This is a genomic window from Streptomyces sp., assembly GCF_035644915.1.
In the GTDB taxonomy this organism is placed as follows: domain Bacteria; phylum Actinomycetota; class Actinomycetes; order Streptomycetales; family Streptomycetaceae; genus Streptomyces.
Genome location: NZ_DASQNP010000154.1, coordinates 66,890 through 89,849, shown reverse-complemented (window position 1 = coordinate 89,849; position 22,960 = coordinate 66,890). Strand labels below are relative to the sequence as shown.

Genomic DNA, 22,960 nt, shown 5'->3' with positions numbered 1-22,960 from the left:
CGCCTCCGCCTCCAGCGCCATGTAACGCCGGTACTGCTCGCGGAACTGCGTACGATCTGCCCGCGCCAGCTCCCACAGCGCGACCAGCATCCCCGGCGTCCCGTAGTACTGGTCGAGCGCCTGCACGACCTCGGGGCCGCCCAGTGTCTCCCCCTTCTCCATCTTGGAGAACAGCGACCAGTCCCACCCCAGCCGTTCACCGAGCTGCCGCAGGCTCTTCCCCTTCGCGGCCCGCAACTGCCGTAATTCCTCGGCGAACCGCTGGCGCGGCTCCTGGCTGCGACTCGTGACGAGGCGTCGCTGCGGCAAGGTGACTCCCCTCCAGGGCCCCGGTCGCCGACCGTCACGGAGGCCCCTCGTACCCGTACTCGCCCATCGCACTGTCCGCACGCCCGCTCCCACCCCGTGGAAGGTGTGGCACGTGCGCCACCCGGCGGGAGCGGGACCGCGCCGACGGCACGTCCCGGCCCGGCCGGGCGGAATTCTTGTAGTGCACCGGCTACGCACTGTAGCCCGGCAGAGACGGATAGATCCGCCAAATCATGAATTCGCCCACTCCACCGCCGACTTGCTCTCCAGCCGGAAGGACGACCGGCCGATGCCCGACCCGAAACCCGCCCCTCCCCCGCCCGGCACAGCCGTCCGGGACACCGCCCGCGACCGCGTCGGCGTCGTCATGGGGCACGAGGGGCCGTACCTCCAGCTCCGTCCCCTCTCCGGTGGCCGGGAGTGGGACGCCGACCCCGAGCACGTCCGGCCGCTCACCCCCGAGGAGCTGCTCCGCGCCCGCGTGGCCGAGACGAACGCGCGCAGCCGGGCGGGACTGGGCGCCGAACCACCCGGCCGGTGACTCCGCCCCCGGACCCGCCCGCATCCGGCACGGAAGGCGAGTTCGGGCAAAGCCCTATTACCGGGCTTTCCCATCCCGTACGCTGCGAGCGCGCAAGGCGTGAGACCCGGGGGGGTATTGCGGCGTTGTCTGGTGACGAGTCCAGGGCTCAGTGGGGTTCACCTCACCCACCCATGCCCGGCGGACATCTGTACGGCACGACGGGTGACCGGGGCCAGGCCAATGTGGCCGGGCGCGACATCAACCACAACATGGTCAACAACATCCGCGGCACGGGATGGATCGTCCTCGCCGTGATGATCGCCGCCGTCACCGTTGCGGTGGCCGGGTATGTCGTCGCCCGCGAGGTGGGCGGGGATTCCGGCCGCGGTTCCTCCGCCTCCCCCGGGGACGGGGCAGTCGATGATCCGGCATCGGGCGACGGAGCCGCGGGGGGATCCGAAGCGGAAACCAGTCCCGGCCCGGGGCCCCGAAGCAGCCCTCCGCAGCACACCCCCGACGAGCCCGCCGAGCGGTGGCGGGGCACTCTGACGGTCGATACGGACGGCGCGGAGCTGGACAGCCCCCGCCCGGGCAAGGGCTCGTTCCTCGCCAGTGACATCGCCCTCGGGCAGTTGAGCGGGTGGCAGGCCATCAACAGCAGCGGCGGGACCATCGCACTGTGGCAGGACCCGGAGAGGGAACCCGGCCACGCCGACTGCGACGAGGCGACGCAGAGCGACGGTTCGTACATGGCGCCCGTGAGGCAGGACGCCGTGCTGTGCGTGCGGACCAACGAAGGGCGCATCGCCCGGCTCAGGGTGACGGAGTTCCGGCAGGACTTCGTCATCGCCTTGAAGTTCGACGTCGTCGTCTGGGAGCTCTCCGCTTCCCAGGGCGGCTGACCCCGGACAGGGGGACGTACGGGACCGGCCGGGCCGGCCCGCGCCGAGGCGCGCACCCCGCCGACACCCGGCAGCAGCGACGTATGGGGAGGAAAGCGTGGATCAACTGGTAGCGGCGGCAGGGGCCGCCCTGGTGGCCGCGATGGCCACCGACGCCTGGCAGCAGGCGCGTTCCGCGGCGGTCGGGTTGTGGCGGCGGGTCCATCCCGAACGCGTCCCGGCCATCGAGGGCGAGCTGGCCGAGGTGCGCGAGGAGGTGCTGACGGCCCGGAGGAACCGTGACGCCGAGGCCGAGGAGGAGCTCGCGGTGGACTGGCGGCGGCGGCTCGAACGGCTGGTGAAAGCCGACCCCGCGCTGGCACAGGAACTCAGGCGCGTGCTGGACCAGGAGCTGGCCCCCCTCCTGCCCCGGAGCGACCCCTCGGCCCCCGGCTCGATGACGCTCACGGTGCACACCGGTGACAACTCCCAGGCCAACGTGGCGGGGACCGGCGACATCACCATCAACACCATCCACCGCTGAGCGGCACCCCGCCGCTCCGGGAGTGCGCTCCCGGAGCGGCGGCGCGCCGGGCGTCCGGCAATACCGGTGCACCGCCTGGCCATCCTCCACCCGACAGGAGTTCGTAGGTCGAGCGCTCCTTGAACGGGCTTCAGAACTGCCACGCACTCCCTCGCGTGTGCGGTCATCGAGATGGCGCCTCGTGCGACCAGGACATAGAAAACCGCAGGTCAAGCGCTGTTTCGAGGGCCTCTTTGCGAGTGCTGCAGCCTCCTGCGCATCACTGCCCGTAGTACATGCGGTGCAGGTCGACGAGTTCGATGTCACTGCGCCGGTCGGCCTCGCGCCGGAGGTCGTCGGTGAAGCCGGAGCGCGCGAAGAGCAGGAGTTTGGGCAAGGCTCCCACCCGGGCGCTGGGCAGCAGTCCGCGCAGGTGCTCCAGCCGCTCAAGCTGCGGCAGACCGACGGGCGCGAGGGTGCCCTTGGCTTCACCGATCGCGGTGATCCGCTCGGGTCCGAACGCGGGGGACTCCGCCACCACGAGATCCAGCTCGTGTCCGCGCCGGTGCTCCCGGCAGGCGATCTCGGTCGGGCGCACCCAGGTCGCCCGGCCACCGAGGGTCTCCGGCGCAGCGTGTTCGAAGCACCACTGGCGGGCGAGTTCCTCGAAGTGCGGGCCGTAGATCTTCCCGGCGACGGTGTCGGCGTTGTCCGCCCACACCTGCTCGGCCCGGCCCACCACCAGCTCCGGCTCGTGCCGCTGGATCAGCAGCTGGTGCAGTCGCACCACCGGCTCGGCGACCCGGAAGACGCTGCGCTTGTCCCGGAGGGCGTCCTCGACCTGTTCCAGCAGGCCGATGTCCTGGAGCCCGGAGAGCAGGTGTGCCAGTGCGCTGCTCGGCCGCCCCAACGCGCCGGCGATCTCCGACCTGCGGTGATGCCCGGCGCTGACCGCCGCCAAGGCCGCCGCATAGGAGGTCGGGTCCGAAATCGAGGGCTCTTCGCGCAGCAGCAGCCCGCCCTCACGGAACATGGCGGAGGCCGGGTTGAGCAGTCGGCGGGCCACCCACCGGTCGAAGTCCGCCAGGTCCTCTGGTCCTGCGCCGCCGCACATCTCCTTGTACGCCGGGGTCCCGCCCACCAGCGCGTGCAGCCGGAACGCCAGCTCGGGATCGTCCGCCACGCCCCAGAACGCGGCCGCCTCACGGAACCGGAAGGGCCGCACCACCAGCTCCATGCTCGCCCGTCCTCGTAGCGGGGCCCCTCCCCCCAACAACTGCGCCATCGTGGTCAGCGCGCTGCCACACAAGATCAATCTGGTCCGCGTGTACTCCTTGGCGTGGCTCAGCGGACTGAGCGCCTGCTGCAAGTAGGAAGGCAGCGCGGGGGTCGCCGACACCAGATAGGGGAATTCGTCGATCACCACCGGCACCGAGGCGTCCTCGCCGATCCGCAGCAGCTCGTCCAGCGCCTCCCGCCAGTCGGCGAACAGCACCGGCCGCCGCAGCCCCCGGAACGTCGCGTACGCTGCGCCCAGGTCCGCCAGGTTCTGTGCCTCACTCTGCTGGGTCGCCGCAAACAGAAAGCCTCCCGCCTGGCGTACCAGCAGCTCGAGCATCAGCGTCTTCCCCTGCCGCCGCCGCCCGTACACCAGCCCCAGCGACGCGCCCTGATGCTCCGACGCCGCGAACTCGGCCAGCTCCCGCCACTCCGCGTCCCGCGCGAACAGCCGTTCCGGCTTGATCACCAGCGATAACCCCCTCAGTTATGATAGCTTCGCTTATCATAGCTGCTCCAATAATTACCGGAGTAAAGGCCGCTCCCACTGGTGGGGGTCGTGAAGGGAGCGGGTCCGGGAAGTGTCGCCGAGCGGGCTGCTCAGTCCACCCGGCGGCCATCGCCACGCCGCACGGTGTCCTGACCGGGGCCGCCCCGAGGGCGTGCTGCGGGGCACCGAGGGTCACTGCCGGCCCTGGTCGAAGCCCGGGCGCTGACGCGGGCCGAGTCGTCGAGGGCCGCGGATCCGCGCTCCGCCGACGCCCGGCCCCGTCGCGATGACGACGACTGCCTGATCGCCCGGGGATGCTCCGCAGCCAGAGCCGTGGGGCCGCGACGGGCCTTCCGGCTGGGCGCCGCGCGAGTGCCGGAATCTTGAACGGTGCCCTCGTGCCGCTGCCGACGCGAAGGCCGCTTCGTCCCGGAGCCGCAGGTCAGGAACTCTTCTCGGCGGGCTCGAGGATCGCCACGCACTCCACGTGGTGGGTCACCGAAAAGAAGTCGGCTGGCGCCACAGCAAGCAAAACGCCTGGTGAGAGGCGTGTTTCAGCTCCTCTTGTCAGCCGTCCGGGAGCCGGAGCGTCAAACGAGCGTCAGCGAACCAACTGCCCGGCAGCCGTCGCGTGCGGGTAACCGGGCGCCTCGACCTGCGGGAACTGTTCATCACCGGCTCGGCTCATCCGCCCGAGGCCGACACGTCCGGTCACGCTGCCGTAATGACGGATGCGATGCTGCGGTGCCGGGCGGCGCCGTGTTCGAAATCGGGTACACGTGACGTACCCTCGCGCAGGTCGTCCAGGAAATGCCGGTAGGCGTGGGCAACGGCGTAGGCCGGCGCGTCGCCGGCCGGGACGGCCTCGTCGATCCTGCCGAGGTCAGCCTCGGTCAGGGTGAGTCGGCCGCTGCCAGGGCCTCCACGATGCGGTGCGGTCGGCGGGCGCCCAGGACGGCCACGCGAGCCTCGCACCTGCGCCTTGTCGGCCCCGTCGGCGCACCGTCGCCGTGAACCCGGGATGCGAATCGACCGGCCGTGACCCGCCGATCCGGCTCGCGTCGTCGCCGCCGCTGGTCGACCCGCAGCTTCCAGTTGCTTCATGGTGCGCGGTCCGATGATCGCCGAAGTGACGCCGGGTGGTTGATGACGCAGGCGACGGCCTGCTCGATCAGGGTGAGACCGACTTTCTCCGCCAGGACGGCGAGCTGTTCGACAGCGTCGAGTTTGCGCTGGTCGGCGGGGCCGCTCAGATCGAAGCGGCCTGGGGACGCGCCGCGGAGGCGGGCCCCTCAGTGACGTTCTCGCGGTAGCGACCGGAGGGCCGGCCGCCGGGGAGCGGGCTGCAGGTGGGGTGCCCGTGCCGTGGCAGCGCACGGTGGGCAGCACGTCCTCCTCGATGCCGCGGACCAGGATCGAGTACGGCGGCTGCTCGGTCGCGAACCGCTCCAGGTGTACTGCCGCGTGACCCACTGGGCCTCGAAGACGGGAAAACCGGAGTATGACGACGAGCCGATGTAGCACCCTGCCGTGGTGCACGAGATCGGAGAGGGCGCAGACGGTCTCGGCGACGTCGGTGTCGGGCCGGCGCGGTGGACCTGGCAGAAGTCGATGCGGTCGGTGCCGAGCCACACGTCCTCGCGGCGGTGCTTCGTGGCCTCGCCGGCGATCTCCTCCGAGACGCCGGCGGAGTCCACGGGCCGCGACAACGACACCGGAGGTGAGAGGAACCCCGGCCGCCGCGCGGCCGGGGTTCCTCAGGCGGTGAGTGTCGGTCAGCGGGTGGAGTCGTCCACGCCGTGAACCGCTCGCCCCCACGCCTGCGGACCGCACCACATCACGGTCACCGTGAACCGGGGAGGTCAGCGCTGCAGGGTGAGGACACCCGGCCGCCACGGCAGTCGGTTGTAGTCGCCGCCCGCGGTGGGGGACTTGCCCTGGTAGAGGAACTGCAGGTTGCAGGGGTCGATGGTCATGGTCTGGTCGGGGTTGTTGCGGACCAGGTCACCGTGGCTGATGTCGTTGGTCCAGGTGGCACCGCTGTTGGCCTTGCCCGCGAAGGGGTTGCTCTCGGTGGCGGCCTGCGGGGTCCACGAGCCGCTCAGGCTGGAGGCCGTGAAGGAGCGGAAGTAGCGCCCGTTCGCGCCCATCGCCTCGACGATCATGAGGTACTGGTTCTGGCCCTTGACCTTGTAGACCTGTACGCCCTCGAAGAGGTTGGCCTTCGTGTCGCTCATGATCGTCGTGTACGACGAGCCGAAGTTGCCCGGGAAGTTCCCGATCGGCATGCTCGCTCGGTAGATCTTGCCGTTGTCACCGGCGAAGAACAGGTACATGTTCTGGCCGTCGGCGATCAGGGTCTGGTCGATCGGGCCGGTGTCGGAGCCGGAGATGCTCCCGGTGAACAGCGGCTGCGGAGCGGACCAGCCGTTGGGGTTGGTGGGGTCGCTCGACGTGCGGTAGATGAAGGGCCACGCACCCCACTGGTACGCCAGCACCCATATGTTCTTGGGCGCGAAGTAGAACAGCGTGGGCGCCACCGCGGCCTGGTTCATGCCGATCTGGCCGGCCGACGCCATGTCCGACCAGTTCGTGAAGGGGCTGAACATCATCGAGCCGTACGACGATCCCGAGAAGTTGGACGCGTAGACCAGGTGCTTGCCGTTGTGCGTCACGGTGGTGAAGTCCTTCAGCGAGGCCCACCCGTTCGCCGGCTGCGCCAGTACACCCGTTGACGTCCACCGGTACGTCGACGGAAGGGAACACGTGCCGTCCGGCGGGGTCGGCGTCCCGGACAGGCCGGTCCACTTCTGGTTGCTGCCGCCGTTGCACGTCCAGATCTGCACCGCTGTGCCGTTGGCCGTACCGGCGCCCGCAGCCTCCAGGCACAGCCCGGACTCCACGCCGACGACCGTGCCGTCGGAGTTGACCCGCCACTGCTGGTTCGCACCGCCGGAACAGGTCCAGATCTGCACCCGGGTACCGGCCGTGGTGGCGTGGTCCGGAACATCCAGGCACTTGTCGCCGTACACGGTGAGCTGGTTGCTGTCCGTCAGCGTCCACTGCTGGTTGGTCCCGCCCCAGCAGTCGTAAATCTGCAGATTCGTGCCGTTGGTCTGGCTGGCGCCCGGCACATCGAGACACCGGCCGGAACCAACACCGCGCAAGGCGCCGCTGGAAGCCGCCTGAGCCGGGGCGGCGACGAGCATCGCCGCCAACGCGGCCAGGACCGCAACCACGGCGGCGAGCACCGCAGACGGATGCCTGCGGCTGAAACTTCCTCTGTGCATGGGGACTTCCTCAACCTTGAGTAGGCGGTTCCGGCCGACCTCGTCAGAGGCTGTCCGGACTGTCGGTGTGGTGCGGTGTGCAGCGGTCTGTGAGCACCACGGCAGACCGCTTGTGACGTCCCGGTCCTTCGCGACCTTCTCCCGGGCGTCGTCAGGACTGTCGCGGCCGGCGAACCGCCTGACGCGGACCGAACGGCCGAGCGCCCGGTTGACGTGGTCGAAGAGGGCGGCAGGAGAAGGATCGGCGATGTCATGGCATGCACATGCAGTACGGCTCCTTGCCTCTGGCTTCGGGGGGCGCGACCCGGAGTTGCCCTGCTGTGCGATGGAGCGACTCGGCATGTTCGTGATATCGAACAATGGTCGAAGTGTCGAGCAACCTGAATGATAGGGAACCGGCGAATGGCGTCAACACCTCTCGCGCGCATCGCTGCCGGCGCCGCAACGTCTTGTAGCCCCCATGCGTGAAACAGCGCAGGTCACACCGTCAGATGGCCGGGCCGTACGACACCTGGCGCCGGAGCGGAGCGATGCGCGGACGGTGCCGACGCCTGGGCTCACCCCCGCTCGCGCACACGCCTCCCTGCCCTGACGGCCGTTCGGAGCCGGTGCCCTCCGTACGCCGAGAAGGCACCGTGGCCGGGAAAGACGTCGGCAGAACACCCACTCGGGCGGACCGGGGACGGGTACCGCATCCGCCGACGACGGCGCCGGGGGTTCGCCGTCCGGCTCACCGGGATTCCGAAAGTTTCGGGGAATGAACGAAACTTTTTCTGCGGCGAGTATTGACGGCCCACCGCCAGCCCCTCAATCATCCCTGTCTGAAGAACCGACCATAGTTCGACATTTCGAACAGGCCGACTCTGGGCAACCCGTGCCACACGGCAGATCCGCGCACCACAGCACCTGCGTCACCCCGTTTCGTTCCGGTGAGGTTCGCGCCAGCGCATCCTGGCTCTCCGCGCAGTTGGAGAGATATGCGACGCCGCGTGGCAGTCCCCCGGCTGAGCCGCGATGGAGTACCCCCATGCCCGTGTCGAAACACCGCCGCCACCCGCCGTGCGTCACCCGACGGCCGGCCGGGTGCGGCCCCGTGCCGGTTGAGATCGTCCCGGTCCCATGACCGTGGTGTCCGGTGATTCCGTGCTGCCCGGGCTCCGGTCCGCCCCGTCCGTCTGCCGAGTGGGAACGGACGACGCAATCCCCTGCGCTTCAGTCCTTCCGTGATGTCCACCTTGGAGGCACAGTCATGGGCTCGTACGCCCTTCCCGGACCCGTTGTCCGCCGGAAGATCCGCGGCCTGCTGTTGGCGCTGCTCGTCGGCGTCCTCGCCACGGCCGCCGCACTGACCGCGCCGCCGAGAGCACACGCCGCCGAGAGCACGCTCGGCGCCGCGGCGGCGCAGAGCGGCCGCTACTTCGGCACCGCCATCGCCTCGGGCAGGCTGGGCGACTCGGCGTACACGACGATCGCGGCCCGTGAGTTCAACTCGGTGACGGCCGAGAACGAGATGAAGATCGACGCCACCGAACCGCAGCGAGGCCAGTTCAACTTCACTTCCGCCGACCGCGTCTACAACTGGGCGGTCCAGAACGGCAAGCAGGTGCGGGGCCACACCCTGGCCTGGCACTCCCAGCAGCCCGGCTGGATGCAGAGCCTCAGCGGCAGCGCACTGCGCCAGGCGATGATCGACCACATCAACGGCGTGATGGCCCACTACAAGGGCAAGATCGTCCAGTGGGACGTCGTGAACGAGGCCTTCGCCGACGGCAGTTCGGGAGCCCGGCGCGACTCCAACCTGCAGCGCACCGGCAACGACTGGATCGAGGTCGCCTTCCGCACCGCGCGCGCCGCCGACCCGGCGGCCAAGCTCTGCTACAACGACTACAACATCGAGAACTGGACCTGGGCCAAGACCCAGGCCGTGTACGCCATGGTCCGCGACTTCAAGCAGCGCGGCGTGCCGATCGACTGCGTCGGCTTCCAGGCCCACTTCAACAGCGGCAGCCCCTACAACAGCAACTTCCGCACCACCCTGCAGAGCTTCGCCGCCCTCGGCGTCGACGTGGCCATCACCGAACTCGACATCCAGGGCGCCCCGGCCTCGACCTACGCCAGCGTGACCAACGACTGCCTGGCCGTCCCGCGCTGCCTCGGCATCACCGTCTGGGGTGTGCGCGACACCGACTCCTGGCGATCGGGGGACACGCCGCTGCTGTTCAACGGCGACGGCAGCAAGAAGCCCGCCTACACCGCCGTCCTCAACGCACTCAACGGCGGCTCCACCACGCCCCCTTCGGATTCCGGACCGATCAAGGGCGTCGGCTCGGGTCGTTGCCTGGACGTGCCCAACGCCGGCACCACCGACGGTACCCAGCTCCACCTGTGGGACTGCCACAACGGCACCAACCAGCAGTGGACGTACACCGACGCCGGCGAACTCAGGGTCTACGGCAACAAATGCCTGGACGCCGCAGGCACCGGCAACGGCGCCAGAGTCCAGATCTACAGCTGCTGGGGCGGCGACAACCAGAAATGGCGCCTCAACTCCGACGGATCCATCGTCGGCGTCCAGTCCGGGTTCTGCCTCGACGCCGTCGCAGGCGGCACCGCCAACGGCACCCTGATCCAGCTCTACTCCTGCTCGAACGGCAGCAACCAACGCTGGACCCGCACCTGATGGGACCTGCCACAAACGAAAGGGCGAATCGATGACGGCCCACGGTGCGGCTTCTCCCACCCCTCCAGGAAGACATCGCTGGTGGTTCCGGGTCGCCGCCGTGGTGGCGGCGACCCTCGCGATCGGCATGCTCGCCGCGGTGAAGCCGGCGCCCGCCGAGGCGGCGACGGTGGACACCGATGCCTGGTACGTCCTGGTCAATCGCAACAGCGGCAAGGCGCTGGACGTCTCCGGCGCGTCCACCGCCGACGGCGCACTGGTCAGCCAGTGGACGCGCAACGACGGCGCCAACCAGCAGTGGCAGTTCGTGGACTCCGGCGACGGCTTCTACCGCCTCAAGGCCCGGCATTCGGGCAAGGTTCTCGACGTGGCCGGCGCCTCGACCGCAGACGGTGCCGCGATCCAGCAGTGGGCCGACCACAACGGGGCCAACCAGCAGTTCCGCCTGGCCGACTCCGACGCGGGCCACGTCCGGCTGATCAACCGCACCAGCGGCAAGGCGGTGGAGGTGCAGGACGCCTCCACCGCCGACGGCGGCGACGTCGTCCAGTACACCGACTGGGGTGGCGCCAACCAGCAATGGCAGATGATCAAGCTGTCGTCCGGTGGCGGCGGATGCGGCAGCGCCCCGACTCTGACGAGCGGTACGCACACGATTCAGAGCGGCGGCAAGAGCCGCAGCTTCATCCTCAGGGTTCCCGCCGACTACGACAACAGCCACCCCTACCGGCTGATCTTCGCGTTCCACTGGCGGGGCGGAACCGCCGCCGACGTCGCCTCGGGCGGAACGAGCGGGAACGCCTGGTCCTACTACGGCCAACAGGAGCAGTCGAACGACACCGCGATCCTCGTCGCCCCCCAGGGCCTCGGCAACGGCTGGGCCAATTCCGGTGGTGAGGACATCACCTTCGTCGACGACATGATCCGGCGAATCGAGGGCGGCCTCTGCGTCAACCCGGCACAGCGTTTCGCGACGGGCTTCAGCTGGGGCGGCGGCATGAGCTACGCACTCGCGTGCAGCCGGGCCGACGTCTTCAGGGCCGTCGCGGTCATCTCCGGCGCCCAGATCAGCGGGTGCAGCGGCGGCACCCAGCCCATCGCCTACTTCGGAATCCACGGCATCAGCGACTCCGTCCTCAACATCGCGCAAGGACGGTCCCTGCGCGACAGATTCGTCAGCAACAACGGCTGCACCCCCCAGAGCCCGCGCGAGCCCGCGCCGGGCAGCCGGACGCACATCACCACCACCTACTCGGGCTGCCGTGCCGGACACCCGGTCCAATGGGCCGCGTTCGACGGAGGCCACATACCCGGTCCGGTCGACGGCTCCCCCGCCGAAAGCGGCGTCGCCACCTGGACCAAAGCAGAGATCTGGAGGTTCTTCGCACAGTTCCGGTAACAGGCCCGTCCAGTAACAGGCCCGCACCGTGGAGTGGAGCCAGGACGATCCTGGCTCCACTCCTGGGAGAAGCGGCGTTCGACGAACACGCCCTCGCGGAGGGAGGTCTCGCCCGCCCGGTTCACGGCCTCGCAGGCCGCCACGGCCGCGGATTCGCCGAACGAGGGCGACGGTGGCGGTGATCTCGGCGGCCGCCTTATCGACCTCGCCCGCGAAGCAGCAGGTCAGGAGTCCTTTTGCGCAGGCTTCAAAATCGCCACGCACTCCACGTGGTGGGTCATCGGGAACAGGTCGAAGGCCCTGGTGAAGTGCGGGACGTAGCCCTCGGCACCGAAGTACGCCAGGTCGCGGGCGAGCGCCGCCGGGTCGCAGGCGACGTAGGCGATGCGGCGCGGCCCGAGGGCGGCCACCTGCTGGACGGTACGGCGTCCGGCGCCCGCGCGGGGCGGGTCCAGGACGACGATGTCGGCCTCGGTGATGCCGGTGCGCGGCAGCACCTTCTCCACCGTGCCGCGCTCGATGCGGACGCGGTCGAGGTCGGCGAGGTTGTGCCGGGCGTCCTCCACCGCGCGCTTGGAGGACTCGATGCCGAGCACCGCGCCCTTCTCCCCGACCCGCTCGGCCAGCGCCCCGGCGAACAGCCCGGCGCCGCAGTACAGGTCGAGCGCCATGTCGCCCTTGTGCGGGGTCAGGCCGGTCATCACGGTCTCCACCAGCAGGTCGGCGGCCTTGGGGTGGACCTGCCAGAAACCGCCCGCGCTGATCCGCCAGGTGCGGTCCGCCGCGCGCTCCCGCACGTAGGGGCGGCCGTGCACCCGGTGCACGGTCCGCTCGCCTCCCCGTCGCTGGGGCTCCTCGACCCGCAGCACCGACACCGGGCGGTCCAGCTCCACCAGGGGCAGCCGCCCGCCGGGGCGGGGGGTGACCAGCACCTGGCGGTCGCTGGAGCCGGCGGCGGCGACGGCCTCGACGGAGGCGGTCTGCGGCCAGGTGCGCTTCTCCACGCCCAGCTCGCTCACGCCCGGCGCGGCGATCAGGCAGCGGTCGATCGGCTCCACCTCGTGCGAGCGGTGGCGGCGCAGCCCGACCCGTCCCTCGGCGTCCACGGCGTACTGCACGCGCGTCCGCCAGGCGGGCACCTCGCCCCGGGGAACCTTGTCACCGGGGGCTGGCTCGACCGTGCCGTCCCAGCCGACGTCCTCGGGCGTCAGCCCGGCCAGCCGCTGGAGCTGCTCGGCGATGACGGACGCCTTCAGGCGGCGCTGCGCGCCCGGCGCGGCGTGCTGCCAGTCGCAGCCGCCGCACCGGCCGGGGCCGGCGAAGGGGCAGGGGGCCTCGACGCGGTCCTTGGAGGCGTCGAGGATCTCCACGGCGTCGGCGCGCAGGAAGCGGGAGTCCTCCCGGCCCTCGGTCACCCTGGCCACGACCCGTTCGCCGGGCAGCGCGTGGCGGACGAAGAGGACCCGGCCCTCCTCGGTGCGGGCGACGCAGTGGCCGCCGTGCGCGACGGGGCCGATCTCGACCTCGTACTCCCGGCCCACCAGCGACGCGGGTGCGGTCTCGGAGGCGGCGGACGGCGTGGCGGGAGGTGTTGCGGGGGACATGGGGGTCGCTCCAGAGGTGGTGGGCGCCAAGGACGGCAGCCGTTCAGTCTACCCGCCCGTTCCGGTTAACCCCGGCGTCCGCTCTCCGCCTCCGGACCGGCGGTGCCGACCGGGCCGACCGGGCCGCCGCGCCGCACCGCGCCGGGCGCGCTCCACTCCGCGCGCCTCCTGGCCCGCTGCCGGGCGCGCTCGGAGGAGGCGAGCTGGTAGGGCACGGACGTCACCATCACCCCGGGGGTGAACAGCAGCCGGCCCTTGAGCCGCAGGGCGCTCTGGTTGTGCAGCAACTGCTCGTACCAGCGGCCGACGACGTACTCGGGGATGTAGACGCTGACCACGTCGCGCGGGCTGGTGCGGCGCAGGCCCTTGACGTACTCCACCACCGGGCGGGTGATCTCGCGGTACGGGGAGTCGAGGGTCTTGAGGGGCACGTCGATCCCGCGCCGGTTCCACTCCTCGCGCAGGACGCGGGTCTCCTCCGGGTCGACGTTGACGCTGAGGGCCTCCAGGACGTCGGAGCGCATCAGCTTGGCGTACGCCAGCGCCCGCAGCGTGGGCTTGTGGATCTTGGAGACGAGGACGATGGAGTGCACCCGCGAGGGGCGGACCGCCTCGTCGCCCGGCTCGTCCGGCAGCGCCAGCTCCTCGGCCACCCGGTCGTAGTGCCGGCGGATGCCGCTCATCATCGCGTAGAAGACGGCCATGCCGATGACGGCGACGTAGGCGCCGTGGCTGAACTTGGTGATGAGCACCACGACCAGGACCAGCCCGGTGAAGAAGGCGCCGAAGGCGTTGATCGCGCGCGAGCGCACCATCCGGCGGCGGGCCGCGGGGTCGGTCTCCTCGCGCAGGTGGCGGTTCCAGTGCCGGACCATGCCGGTCTGGCTGAGGGTGAAGGAGACGAAGACGCCGACGATGTAGAGCTGGATCAGCCGGGTGGAGTCCGAGTCGTACGCGTAGACCAGCACGCCCGCGCAGACCGCGAGCAGCACGATGCCGTTGGAGAACGCCAGCCGGTCGCCGCGGGTGTGGAGCTGGCGCGGCAGGTAGCGGTCCTGGGCGAGGATCGAGCCGAGGACGGGGAAGCCGTTGTAGGCGGTGTTGGCGGCCAGGAACAGCACGAGCGCGGTGACCGCGGCCAGGAAGAGGAACGGCAGCGAGCCGTCGCCGAAGACCGCCGCGGAGACCTGGGCGATGACCGGGTCCTGGTGGTAGCCGGGGCCGGCGGGCTCGCCATTGATGAGGATGTCGCGGGCCGGCGCCTCGGACATCTTCACCTCGGTGGCCAGGGCCAGGGCGATGATGCCGCAGAACATGGTGACGGCCAGGCCGCCCATGAGGGCCAGGGTGGCGGCGGCGTTGCGGCTCTTGGGCTTGCGGAAGGCGGGGACGCCGTTGCTGATGGCCTCGACGCCGGTGAGGGCGGCGCAGCCGGAGGAGAAGGCCCGCAGCAGCAGGAAGAGCAGCGCGAGCCCGGCCAGGTCGCCCTGCTCGGCCAGGACCTCGTACTCGGCGCTGGGCGCCCTCATGGCGTCGCCCAGGACGAACCAGCGGAAGGCACCCCAGGCGATCATGCCGAGGACGCCGATGACGAAGGCGTAGGTGGGGATGGCGAATATCGCGCCGGACTCCCGCACGCCGCGCAGGTTCATCATGGTCAGCAGCGCGATGATCGCCAGCGCCACCCCGACCTTGTTCTCGGAGACGAACGGGATCGCCGAGCTGAGGTTGTCCACCCCCGCGGAGACCGACACCGCCACCGTCAGCACGTAGTCCACCAGCAGGGCGCTGGCGACCGTGCGGCCGGCGCGGGGGCCGAGGTTGACGGTGGCGACCTCGTAGTCCCCGCCGCCGGAGGGGTAGGCGTGGACGTTCTGCCGGTAGGACGCCACCACCGTGAACATGAGCACGACAATGGCGAGGGTGATCCAGGGACCGAAGTGGTAGGCGGAGAACCCGGCCACGGACAGCACCATCAGCACTTCGCCCGGGGCGTAGGCGACCGACGACAGGGGGTCGGAGGCGAAGACCGGGAGGGCGATGCGCTTGGGGAGGAGCGTCTCGGCGAGCCGGTCGCTCCGCAGCGCGTTGCCGATCAGGATCCGTTTGGACACGTCGGTCAGCTTGGACACGCAAGGATCGTAAGCCGTGTCCGTCCGGGCCTCCCAACCGCAGGTCCCGGGGTGCGGGCGGCGGGCGCGCACGGGGCGCGGGACGGTACGGTCCCGGCACGGGTTGCGGGACGCACGGGCGGGGCGAAGCATGGCCGTATGGACGACGCCACGGCCATCGGCGCCGGTCCGGCCGCCGGCCGGCCGCCGCGCTGCCTGGTCACCGGGGCCACCGGCTACCTCGGCGGCCGGCTGGTGCCCGAGCTGCTGGCGGCGGGCCACCCGGTCCGCTGCCTGGCCCGCACCCCCGGCAAGCTCCGCGACCACCCCTGGGCGGGACGGGTGGAGGTCGTGCGCGGCGACGTGACCGACGCCACGTCGGTGGCCGCGGCGCTGGAGGGCGTGGACGTCGCCTACTACCTGGTGCACTCCCTGGGCGGCGGTCCCGGCTTCGAGGAGACCGACCGGCGCGCGGCCCGGATCTTCGGCGAACGGGCGCGGGCCGCCGGCGTGCGCCGGATCGTCTACCTCGGCGGGCTGACCCCGGCGGGGGTGCCGGAGGAGGAGCTGTCCCCGCACCTGCGCTCCCGGGCCGAGGTGGGGCGCCTGCTGCTGGACTCCGGCGTGCCGACGGCCGTGCTGCGGGCGGCGGTGGTGATCGGCTCGGGTTCGGCCTCGTTCGAGATCCTGCGCTACCTGACCGAGCGGCTGCCGGTGATGGTCACCCCGAGCTGGGTGCGCACCCGGCTCCAGCCGATCGCCGTCCGCGACGTGCTGCGCTACCTGGTCGGCTGCGCCGGCCTGCCGCCGGAGGTGAACCGGGCCTTCGACATCGGCGGCCCGGACGTGCTGACGTACCACGCGATGATGCGGCTCTACGCCCGGGTGGCCGGGCTCCGCCGACGCGTCATCCTGCCGGTGCCGGTGCTCTCCCCCACCCTGTCCAGCCACTGGATCGGCCTGGTCACCCCGGTGCCGGCCGCGCTCGCCCGGCCGCTGACCGAGTCGCTGCGGCACGAGGTGGTCTGCGCCGAGCACGACATCGCGCGGTACGTGCCGGACCCGCCGGGCGGCCTCCTCGGCCTGGAGCCGGCGCTGCGCCTGGCGCTGCACCGCGTCCGGGAGGCCGAGGTCGCCACCCGCTGGTCGTCCGCGTCCGTGCCGGGCGCCCCCAGCGACCCGCTGCCCACCGACCCCGGCTGGGCGGGCGGCAGCCTCTACACCGACCTGCGGCAGCGCACGGTCGCCGCCCCGCCCGAGGCGCTGTGGCGCGTGGTGGAGAGCATCGGCGGCGAGAACGGCTGGTACTCCTTCCCCCTGGCCTGGGCGGCACGGGGCTGGCTGGACCGGCTGGTCGGCGGGGTGGGACTGAGCCGGGGGCGGCGGGACGCGGCGCGGCTGCGGGCGGGCGACTCGCTGGACTTCTGGCGGGTGGAGGAGATCGAGCCGGGGCGGCTGCTGCGGCTGCGGGCGGAGATGCGGCTGCCGGGGCTGGCCTGGCTGGAGCTGATGGTCGACCGCGGCCGGTCCGGGGAGACGGTCTACCGGCAGCGCGCGCTGTTCCACCCGCGCGGTCTGGCCGGGCACGCGTACTGGTGGGGGGTTTCGCCGTTCCACGCCGTGGTATTCGGCGGCATGGCGCGCAACATCGCCTCGGCGGCCGAGGCCGCCGGGACGGACGGCGGCGGTGCCGGACGACGGCGCGCGGCCGGGAGCCGGGCGCGTTCCCGCCGGTCCGGCGCGGTGCGGTCGGCCTCCCGGTCACGGCGGTCGGCAGGCACACGGCGGCGTGGAGTCCCGCCGCGCTGAGGCGCCGCCGTACGGCGCCGGCGGCATGCGCGGGGGACGGCGGGCCGTCCGCGCCGCGCACGCCCCCGATCACCGAGCCTCCCGACGGAGACGGGAGGGAGCGCCGCCCGCCGGGGCACAGCCCGCGTCCTCCAGCTCAGGGGAGCCCATGAAACCCACACCACGCGCCCTGCGGTGGCTGGTCCCCGCCGCGCTGATCGCCGTCTGGCTGGTGGTCGGAGGCGCCTTCGGACCGTACGCCGGGAAGATCAGCGAGGTCGCGACCAACGAGCAGCCCTCCTTCCTGCCGCGGAACGCCGAGTCCACGAGGGTGGCGGAGGAGCGGAAGGCCTTCCAAACCGCCGAGACCGTGCCCGCGATCGTCGTCTGGGAGACCGACGGCGGGACGCTCGACGCCCGGCAGCGGCAGCAGGCCACCGTCGCCCTGGCGGAGCTGGCCGACGTCCCCGGCGTCGAGGGCCGCCCCTCCCCCGTGGTGCCCTCGCGGGACGGCCAGGCCCTGCGGAGCGTGGTGCCGATCGCCTCCGGCCTCGACGAGGAGCTCCCGGGGGTGATCGACTCCGTCCGCGGCGCGGCGGACCGAGTCGAGGGGGCCGGCGTCCACATCGCCGGCCCGGCTGCCACCCAGGCGGACCTCTCCGAGGCGTTCGCCGGGATCGACGGGCTGCTGCTGGCCGTCGCGCTCGGCGTGGTGCTGCTGATCCTGCTGCTGGTCTACCGGAGCGTGCTGCTGCCCCTGGCGATCATCCTCGGCTCCGTCTTCGCCCTGTCCCTGGCCTCCGCGATCGTCTACCTCCTCGCCGAGCGGGACGTGGTACGGGTGGACGGCCAGGTGCAGGGCATCCTGTTCATCCTGGTCATCGGCGCCGCCACGGACTACGGGCTGCTGCTGTCCGCCCGGTTCCGCGAGGAGCTCGCCCTGCGCGGCGAGCGCGTCCCCGCGGTGCTGGCCGCGCTGCGGCGCTCCCTGGGGGCGATCACCGCCAGCGGCGCCACCGTCGCCCTGGCCCTGCTGGCGCTGCTCCTGAGCGACCTGCGCAACAACCGCGCCCTCGGGCCCGTGGGCGCCATCGGCATCGCCTGCGCGATGCTCGCCTCCCTGACCTTCCTGCCCGCCGTGCTCGTCGCGCTCGGCCGGGCCGCGTACTGGCCCGGCCGCCCCAGGCCGCCCGCCGACCCGGCCGGGCCCGGAGGCGGGCGCGGGGTGTGGGGCACGGTGGCCTCCCTGGTGGACCGGTCGCCGCGCCGGGTGTGGTCCGTGTGCCTGGTGTGCCTGGTGGCCGCCGCGGCGTTCTTCCCGGCGCTGTCCTCCCGGAGCACGCCGCTGGAGGAGGTCTTCGTGGGCGGGGCCCGGTCCGTCACCGCCCAGGAGAGGCTGAACGAGCACTTCCCCGGCGGCTCCGGCAACCCCGCGGTGATCATCGCGGACGCCGACCGGGCGCGGGCGGTCGTCGAAGCCGCCCGGGAGACCGAGGGGGTCGAGTCGGTGGCACCGGTGACGGCACCGGGGCGGCCCGGCGGCGAGCCCCTGGCCGTCGACGGCCGGGTGGGCATCGACGCCACCCTGGCGGCCGAGGGCGACTCCGAGGCGGCCCTGCGGACCGTCGAGCGGCTGCGGGCGTCGGTGCACGCGGTGGACGGCGCGAACGCCCTGGTCGGCGGCTACACCGCCCAGCAGCTCGACACCCAGGACACCGCGCGGCACGACCGCGGGCTCATCATCAGCGTCGTCCTGGCCATCATCCTGGCGATCCTGGTGGCCCTGCTGCGCTCGGTGGTGCTGCCGCTGGTCCTGGTGGCGACCGTGGCCCTGAACTTCCTGGCCACCCTCGGCGTCTCCGCCCTGGTCTTCACCCACCTGTTCGGGTTCGGCGGGACGGACCCCTCCATCCCGCTCTACGGCTTCGTGTTCCTGGTCGCGCTGGGCGTGGACTACAACATCTTCCTGATGACCCGGGTCCGCGAGGAGACGCTGCGCCACGGCACCCGGCTGGGGGTGCTCAAGGGGCTGACCGCCACCGGCGGGGTGATCACCTCGGCCGGGGTGGTGCTGGCCGCCACCTTCGCCGCGCTGGTGGTGATCCCGCTGTCCTTCATGGTGCAGATCGCCTTCATCGTCGCGTTCGGCGTCCTGCTGGACACCATCGTCGTGCGGTCGCTGCTGGTTCCCGCCCTCACCCGGGACATCGGCCCCGCCGTGTGGTGGCCGAGCGCGCTGTGGCGCCGTGACGGCCCGGCGCGGCCCGGCGCGGCCCGGCGGGACCGGGAGGGGCTCCCCGCACCGGATGCCGGGTAGCGTTACGGCCTGGGAACGCCTCCGGCAGGTGCCCCCTGACAGGGCGGAAAGGATGATGCGCGATGCTGGCCAGGGTCGTCACGACAGGAGAAGGTACGGGGTAACGACCTCATGCACATCGTCATCATGGGGTGCGGACGCGTGGGCGCCGCACTCGCACAGACCCTGGAACGGCAGGGTCACACGGTTGCGATCATCGACCGGGATCCCACGGCGTTCCGCCGGCTGGGCTCGGCCTTCGGCGGGCGCCGCGTGGAGGGGGTCGGCTTCGACCGGGACGTCCTGCGCGAGGCGGGGATAGAGGAGGCCGGGGCGTTCGCCGCCGTCAGCAGCGGCGACAACTCCAACATCATCGCGGCCCGGGTGGCGCGCGAGATGTTCGGGGTGGAGAACGTGGCGGCCCGCATCTACGATCCCCGCCGCGCCGAGGTCTACCAGCGCCTGGGCATCCCGACCGTCGCCACGGTCCGCTGGACGGCGGACCAGATGCTGCGGCGGCTGCTGCCGTCCGGCGCCGAGCCGCTGTGGCTGGACCCCACCGGCGGCGTCCAGCTCGCCGAGGTGCACGCCTCCACCGCCTGGGTCGGGCACCGGGTCAGCAGGCTCCAGCAGGAGACGGGCACCCGGGTCGCCTTCATCACCCGCCTGGGCGAGGCGATGCTGCCCACCTCCGACACGGTGATCCAGGAGGGTGACCTGGTGCACGTGATGATGCGTTCCGACCAGGTCGGCGAGGTGGAGGCGGCGTTCTCCCGGGGGCCGGAAGGAGAACAGCGGTGAACGAGGAGGCGCTGTGAGGGTCGCGATCGCCGGAGCGGGCGCGGTGGGCCGCTCCATCGCCACGGAGCTGCTGGAGAACGGCCACGAGGTCCTGCTCATCGACAAGTCGCCCGCCGCCATCGCGGTGGAGCAGGTGCCGCAGGCGGAGTGGCTGCTGGCCGACGCCTGCGAGATCACCTCGCTGGACGAGGCCGCGCTCCAGCGCTGCAACGTCGTGATCGCCGCGACGGGCGACGACAAGGTGAACCTCGTGGTCTCGCTGCTCGGCAAGACCGAGTACGGCGTGCCGCGGGTCGTGGCGCGGGTGAACAACCCCAAGAACGAGTGGCTGTTCAACGAGTCCTGGGGCGTCGACGTGGCCGTCTCGACCCCGCGGCTGATGTCCGCGCTGGTCGAGGAGGCGGTGAGCGTGGGCGACCTGGTGCGGCTGCTGCGGTTCAGCCAGGGCGACGCCAACCTGGTCGAGCTGACCCTGCCCCCGGAGTCGGCGCTGGCCGGGACGCGGGTGGGCGAGGTGCGGTGGCCCGAGGACACCTCGCTGGTCACGATAATCCGGGGCAGCCGGGTGCTGACCCCCAACGCCGAGGACTCCCTGGAGGCGGGCGACGAGCTGCTGTTCGTCGCCGCCCAGGCCCGCGAGCAGCAGTTGGAGGAGCTGCTGTCCGTACGGCGTGAGACGACGGAGCCGCGCGCCCTGGAGGGCGGGCCGGAGGAGCTCTAGCCGGTGCGCCGGCGCTTCCCCTCCCGCCCGCCCGTTCCGTCCGCGGGCGAGAAGGGGAAGCGGCCCCGTACGGTCCCGGCCGGGGCCGGGACCGTACGGGGTCCTCAGGACTCCGTGCGCGCCTCGTCCCCGGACCGGCCGCGGGCCGCGAGGCGCTCGCGCTCCTTCTCCGCGGCCTCCTCGGCCTCCATCTCGGCGATCACGTCGATCGGCGGCGGGGCCTTGGCGAGGAAGACGTAGGTCAGGTAGACGCACAGCAGCAGCGGCGGGATGCTCAGCGCCACCTTCACCCAGCCGAGCTGGGTGACGTCGCCCCACAGGTAGATGGGGAAGAGGATCGCCGACTTGGCCAGCAGGATGATCCCCCAGGCCCAGGTGGCCTTGGTGTAGGCCTTCAGACGGCCGGGGTTGCGGGTGCGCCAGGAGAGGTTCTCGCGCAGGATCGGCCCGAGGAGCACGCCGATCAGCGGGAAGCGCACCATCGCCGAGACGCAGTAGGCGATCGCCAGGCCCAGGGTGTAGAGCATGCCCGGCAGGTAGAAGTTCTTGGCGTCGCCCGACATCATCGCGAAGACCGCGCCGAACGCGACCCCGAAGACCCCGCTGAAGGCGTGCTTGAGGGTTTCGCGCCGCACCAGGCGGGCCAGGGCGAGCAGCAGGCTCAGGCCCAGGGCCGCGACGGCCGCGAGGTGCATGTCCCGCTTGATCGTGTAGATCAGCACGAAGACCAGTCCCGGCACGGTGGTGTCCACCATGCCGCGCACGCCTCCGAACGCCTCCAGCAGCGCCTTGTCCGTCACCGTCGGGCCGGACGAACCGGCCCCGGCCTCATCCGTGCCGGCGGCCGGCTTGTCGAGAGAGGTCACCCACTACTCCTGTCCGCTGTCCTGTCCGATGGGGCGCAGCTCGTACCTGGGGTTGAACAGCACCGGACGGCCGCGGTTCATCGCGATCCGCCCGGAGGCGATCAGCCTCCGGCCCGGTTCTATGCCCGCGATGGACCGGCGCCCCAGCCACACCACGTCCAGGGGCGCGGACCCGTCGAACAGCTCCGCCTCCAGCGCGGGCACTCCGGCGCGTGGGCGCTGCGTCACCGTGCGCAGCGTACCGGCCACCTTGACGATCTGCCGGTCGCCGCAGTCGCAGATGCGGGTACAGCCGCTGTCCTCGGTGTCCCGCCGCAGCTCGGCGGAGAGCAGGTCCTCCTGCGAGGACGACAACCGCCCGAGGAGACGGCGCAGTCGGCCCTGCTTCTCGAGTCGGGTAACACCACTCATGCCGCCAGCGTACCCGCGCCCCTCACCGGGGGTAACTCCATCCGCGGCCCGGATGCCGGATGTGTCCGGAATCGCTTCGCACCCGCCCCCGGGCCGCCGTCAGGGCCGGGTGGGGACCCGCTCCGGGCCCGTCTCCCGCAGCCGGCCGTCCCGCAGCTCCATGACCCGGTCGGCGCGGGAGAGCAGCCAGGGGTCGTGGGTGGCGACCAGGGTGGTGAGCTCCCGGGCGCGGGCCAGGGTGTGCAGCAGTTCCAGGACGGCGGCGCCACCGCCGGCGTCGAGCTGCGCGGCGGGCTCGTCGGCGACGAGCAGCGCGGGGTGGTTGGCCAGGGCGCGGGCGATGGCGACGCGCTGCCGCTGCTCGCCGCTCAGCTCGTCGGGCCGCTGCCCGGCGCGGTCGGCGAGGCCGACCTCGGCCAGCAGCCGGGCGACCCGCTCGTCGCGCTCGTGCGGCGGTACGTTGCGCAGCCGCAGCGGCACGCCGACGTTCTCGGCGGCGGTGAGGACGGGCAGCAGGCCCGAGGAGGGGAAGACGAACCCGATGCGGTCGCGGCGCAGCCGGAGCCGCTCCTGCTCGCCCAGCTCGTCCAGCCGCACGCCGTCCACGGTGATCCGGCCGGAGACGGGGGTGTCCAGACCGCCGACCAGCCCGAGGAGGGTGGTCCGGCCGGAGCCGGGGCGGCCGGTGACCGCGACGAACTCCCCGTGCCCGAGGGTGAGCGACACCCCGCGCAGGACGGGGGCGGCATCGGGCCCCTGACCGTAGGAGTGGTGCAGACCCTCGACCTCGACCACGGCGCCCATGCGGCCTCCCCCTTCCGGAGCACTCCGGACGGTGTCGAGCCTAGCGCTCCGTCCGCCGCCACCGTCGGCGAACAGCGGCGAACGGCGGCGAACAGCGGTGAACGGCCGCCGCTCCTCCCGTGCGGCGGCCCCGGGCGGGCGTGGCGCAGCCCTGCCACTCCCGTGGCGGCAGGGCCCTCGTCCGC

At 72.0% G+C, this 22,960-nt stretch carries 18 protein-coding genes; 10 read left to right on the top strand and 8 right to left on the bottom strand.

Annotation, left to right across the window (positions count from 1 at the left end; translation table 11 throughout):
• Window positions 1–309: helix-turn-helix transcriptional regulator (locus tag VE546_RS17425; RefSeq protein ID WP_324923284.1), on the bottom strand; the 309-nt coding region annotated here is incomplete at its 3' end.
• 289 nt (window positions 310–598) lie between these two features.
• Between VE546_RS17425 and VE546_RS17420 the strand changes: the two genes are divergently transcribed.
• The 3 genes from VE546_RS17420 to VE546_RS17410 all read left to right on the top strand — a co-directional run bounded on the left by VE546_RS17420 (window position 599) and on the right by VE546_RS17410 (window position 2,257).
• Window positions 599–850: a hypothetical protein gene (locus VE546_RS17420; protein WP_324923296.1), complete on the top strand. Its 252-nt coding sequence runs from the start codon at window positions 599–601 to the stop codon at window positions 848–850.
• 173 nt (window positions 851–1,023) lie between these two features.
• Entirely contained in the window at window positions 1,024–1,734 is a 711-nt protein-coding gene (locus tag VE546_RS17415) for a hypothetical protein (protein WP_324923282.1), read from the top strand.
• Between the two features lie 97 nt (window positions 1,735–1,831).
• Entirely contained in the window at window positions 1,832–2,257 is a 426-nt protein-coding gene (locus tag VE546_RS17410; RefSeq protein WP_324923280.1) for a hypothetical protein, read from the top strand.
• A gap of 259 nt (window positions 2,258–2,516) precedes the next feature.
• Here the strand turns inward: VE546_RS17410 and VE546_RS17405 are convergent, their stop codons facing one another.
• The gene (locus VE546_RS17405) at window positions 2,517–3,983 is read right to left on the bottom strand and encodes an ATP-binding protein (RefSeq protein ID WP_324923278.1); all 1,467 of its coding nucleotides are present in this window, start codon (window positions 3,981–3,983) and stop codon (window positions 2,517–2,519) included.
• Between the two features lie 1,160 nt (window positions 3,984–5,143).
• On the opposite strand from VE546_RS17405, the gene VE546_RS17400 reads away from it, so the two are divergent.
• Window positions 5,144–5,317 (top strand): hypothetical protein, encoded by a 174-nt coding sequence (locus tag VE546_RS17400; protein ID WP_324923276.1) that lies wholly within the window; start codon window positions 5,144–5,146, stop codon window positions 5,315–5,317.
• A 549-nt stretch (window positions 5,318–5,866) separates the two neighbouring features.
• Here the strand turns inward: VE546_RS17400 and VE546_RS17395 are convergent.
• Window positions 5,867–7,294, bottom strand: a complete 1,428-nt coding sequence (locus tag VE546_RS17395; RefSeq protein WP_324923274.1) for a non-reducing end alpha-L-arabinofuranosidase family hydrolase — start codon at window positions 7,292–7,294, stop codon at window positions 5,867–5,869.
• A 1,249-nt stretch (window positions 7,295–8,543) separates the two neighbouring features.
• Between VE546_RS17395 and VE546_RS17390 the strand changes: the two genes are divergently transcribed.
• Both VE546_RS17390 and VE546_RS17385 read left to right on the top strand, forming a co-directional pair.
• Window positions 8,544–9,974, top strand: coding sequence for an endo-1,4-beta-xylanase (locus VE546_RS17390; protein ID WP_324923273.1), 1,431 nt, complete (start codon window positions 8,544–8,546; stop codon window positions 9,972–9,974).
• Between the two features lie 100 nt (window positions 9,975–10,074).
• Window positions 10,075–11,373 carry an RICIN domain-containing protein gene (locus VE546_RS17385; protein WP_324923294.1) on the top strand — a complete coding sequence of 433 codons (1,299 nt, stop codon included), beginning with the start codon at window positions 10,075–10,077 and terminating at the stop codon, window positions 11,371–11,373.
• Between the two features lie 224 nt (window positions 11,374–11,597).
• Here VE546_RS17385 and VE546_RS17380 read toward each other — a convergent pair whose 3' ends face one another.
• Together VE546_RS17380 and VE546_RS17375 are read right to left on the bottom strand one after the other, a co-directional pair.
• Entirely contained in the window at window positions 11,598–12,977 is a 1,380-nt protein-coding gene (locus VE546_RS17380; protein WP_324923271.1) for a class I SAM-dependent RNA methyltransferase, read from the bottom strand.
• A gap of 65 nt (window positions 12,978–13,042) precedes the next feature.
• The gene (locus VE546_RS17375) at window positions 13,043–15,109 is read right to left on the bottom strand and encodes an APC family permease (protein WP_324923269.1); all 2,067 of its coding nucleotides are present in this window, start codon (window positions 15,107–15,109) and stop codon (window positions 13,043–13,045) included.
• A 138-nt stretch (window positions 15,110–15,247) separates the two neighbouring features.
• On the opposite strand from VE546_RS17375, the gene VE546_RS17370 reads away from it, so the two are divergent.
• The 4 genes from VE546_RS17370 to VE546_RS17355 all read left to right on the top strand — a co-directional run bounded on the left by VE546_RS17370 (window position 15,248) and on the right by VE546_RS17355 (window position 20,694).
• Window positions 15,248–16,897: an SDR family oxidoreductase gene (locus VE546_RS17370; protein WP_324923267.1), complete on the top strand. Its 1,650-nt coding sequence runs from the start codon at window positions 15,248–15,250 to the stop codon at window positions 16,895–16,897.
• 148 nt (window positions 16,898–17,045) lie between these two features.
• On the top strand, window positions 17,046–19,193 hold the full coding sequence (locus VE546_RS17365) for an MMPL family transporter (protein WP_324923266.1): 2,148 nt from the start codon (window positions 17,046–17,048) through the stop codon (window positions 19,191–19,193).
• A 111-nt stretch (window positions 19,194–19,304) separates the two neighbouring features.
• A complete protein-coding gene (locus VE546_RS17360; RefSeq protein ID WP_324923264.1) occupies window positions 19,305–19,973 on the top strand; it encodes a TrkA family potassium uptake protein in 669 nt (222 codons plus the stop codon).
• A gap of 13 nt (window positions 19,974–19,986) precedes the next feature.
• Window positions 19,987–20,694 (top strand): TrkA family potassium uptake protein, encoded by a 708-nt coding sequence (locus VE546_RS17355; RefSeq protein WP_324923262.1) that lies wholly within the window; start codon window positions 19,987–19,989, stop codon window positions 20,692–20,694.
• A 104-nt stretch (window positions 20,695–20,798) separates the two neighbouring features.
• On the opposite strand, the gene VE546_RS17350 is transcribed toward VE546_RS17355, so the two are convergent.
• From VE546_RS17350 to VE546_RS17340, 3 genes are all read right to left on the bottom strand, one after another.
• Entirely contained in the window at window positions 20,799–21,560 is a 762-nt protein-coding gene (locus tag VE546_RS17350) for a DUF3159 domain-containing protein (protein ID WP_414720510.1), read from the bottom strand.
• 3 nt (window positions 21,561–21,563) lie between these two features.
• Window positions 21,564–21,971, bottom strand: coding sequence for an OB-fold nucleic acid binding domain-containing protein (locus VE546_RS17345; RefSeq protein WP_324923260.1), 408 nt, complete (start codon window positions 21,969–21,971; stop codon window positions 21,564–21,566).
• Window positions 21,972–22,070: 99 nt separating this feature from the next.
• On the bottom strand, window positions 22,071–22,775 hold the full coding sequence (locus tag VE546_RS17340) for an ABC transporter ATP-binding protein (protein WP_324923258.1): 705 nt from the start codon (window positions 22,773–22,775) through the stop codon (window positions 22,071–22,073).
• Window positions 22,776–22,960 lie beyond the last annotated feature (185 nt).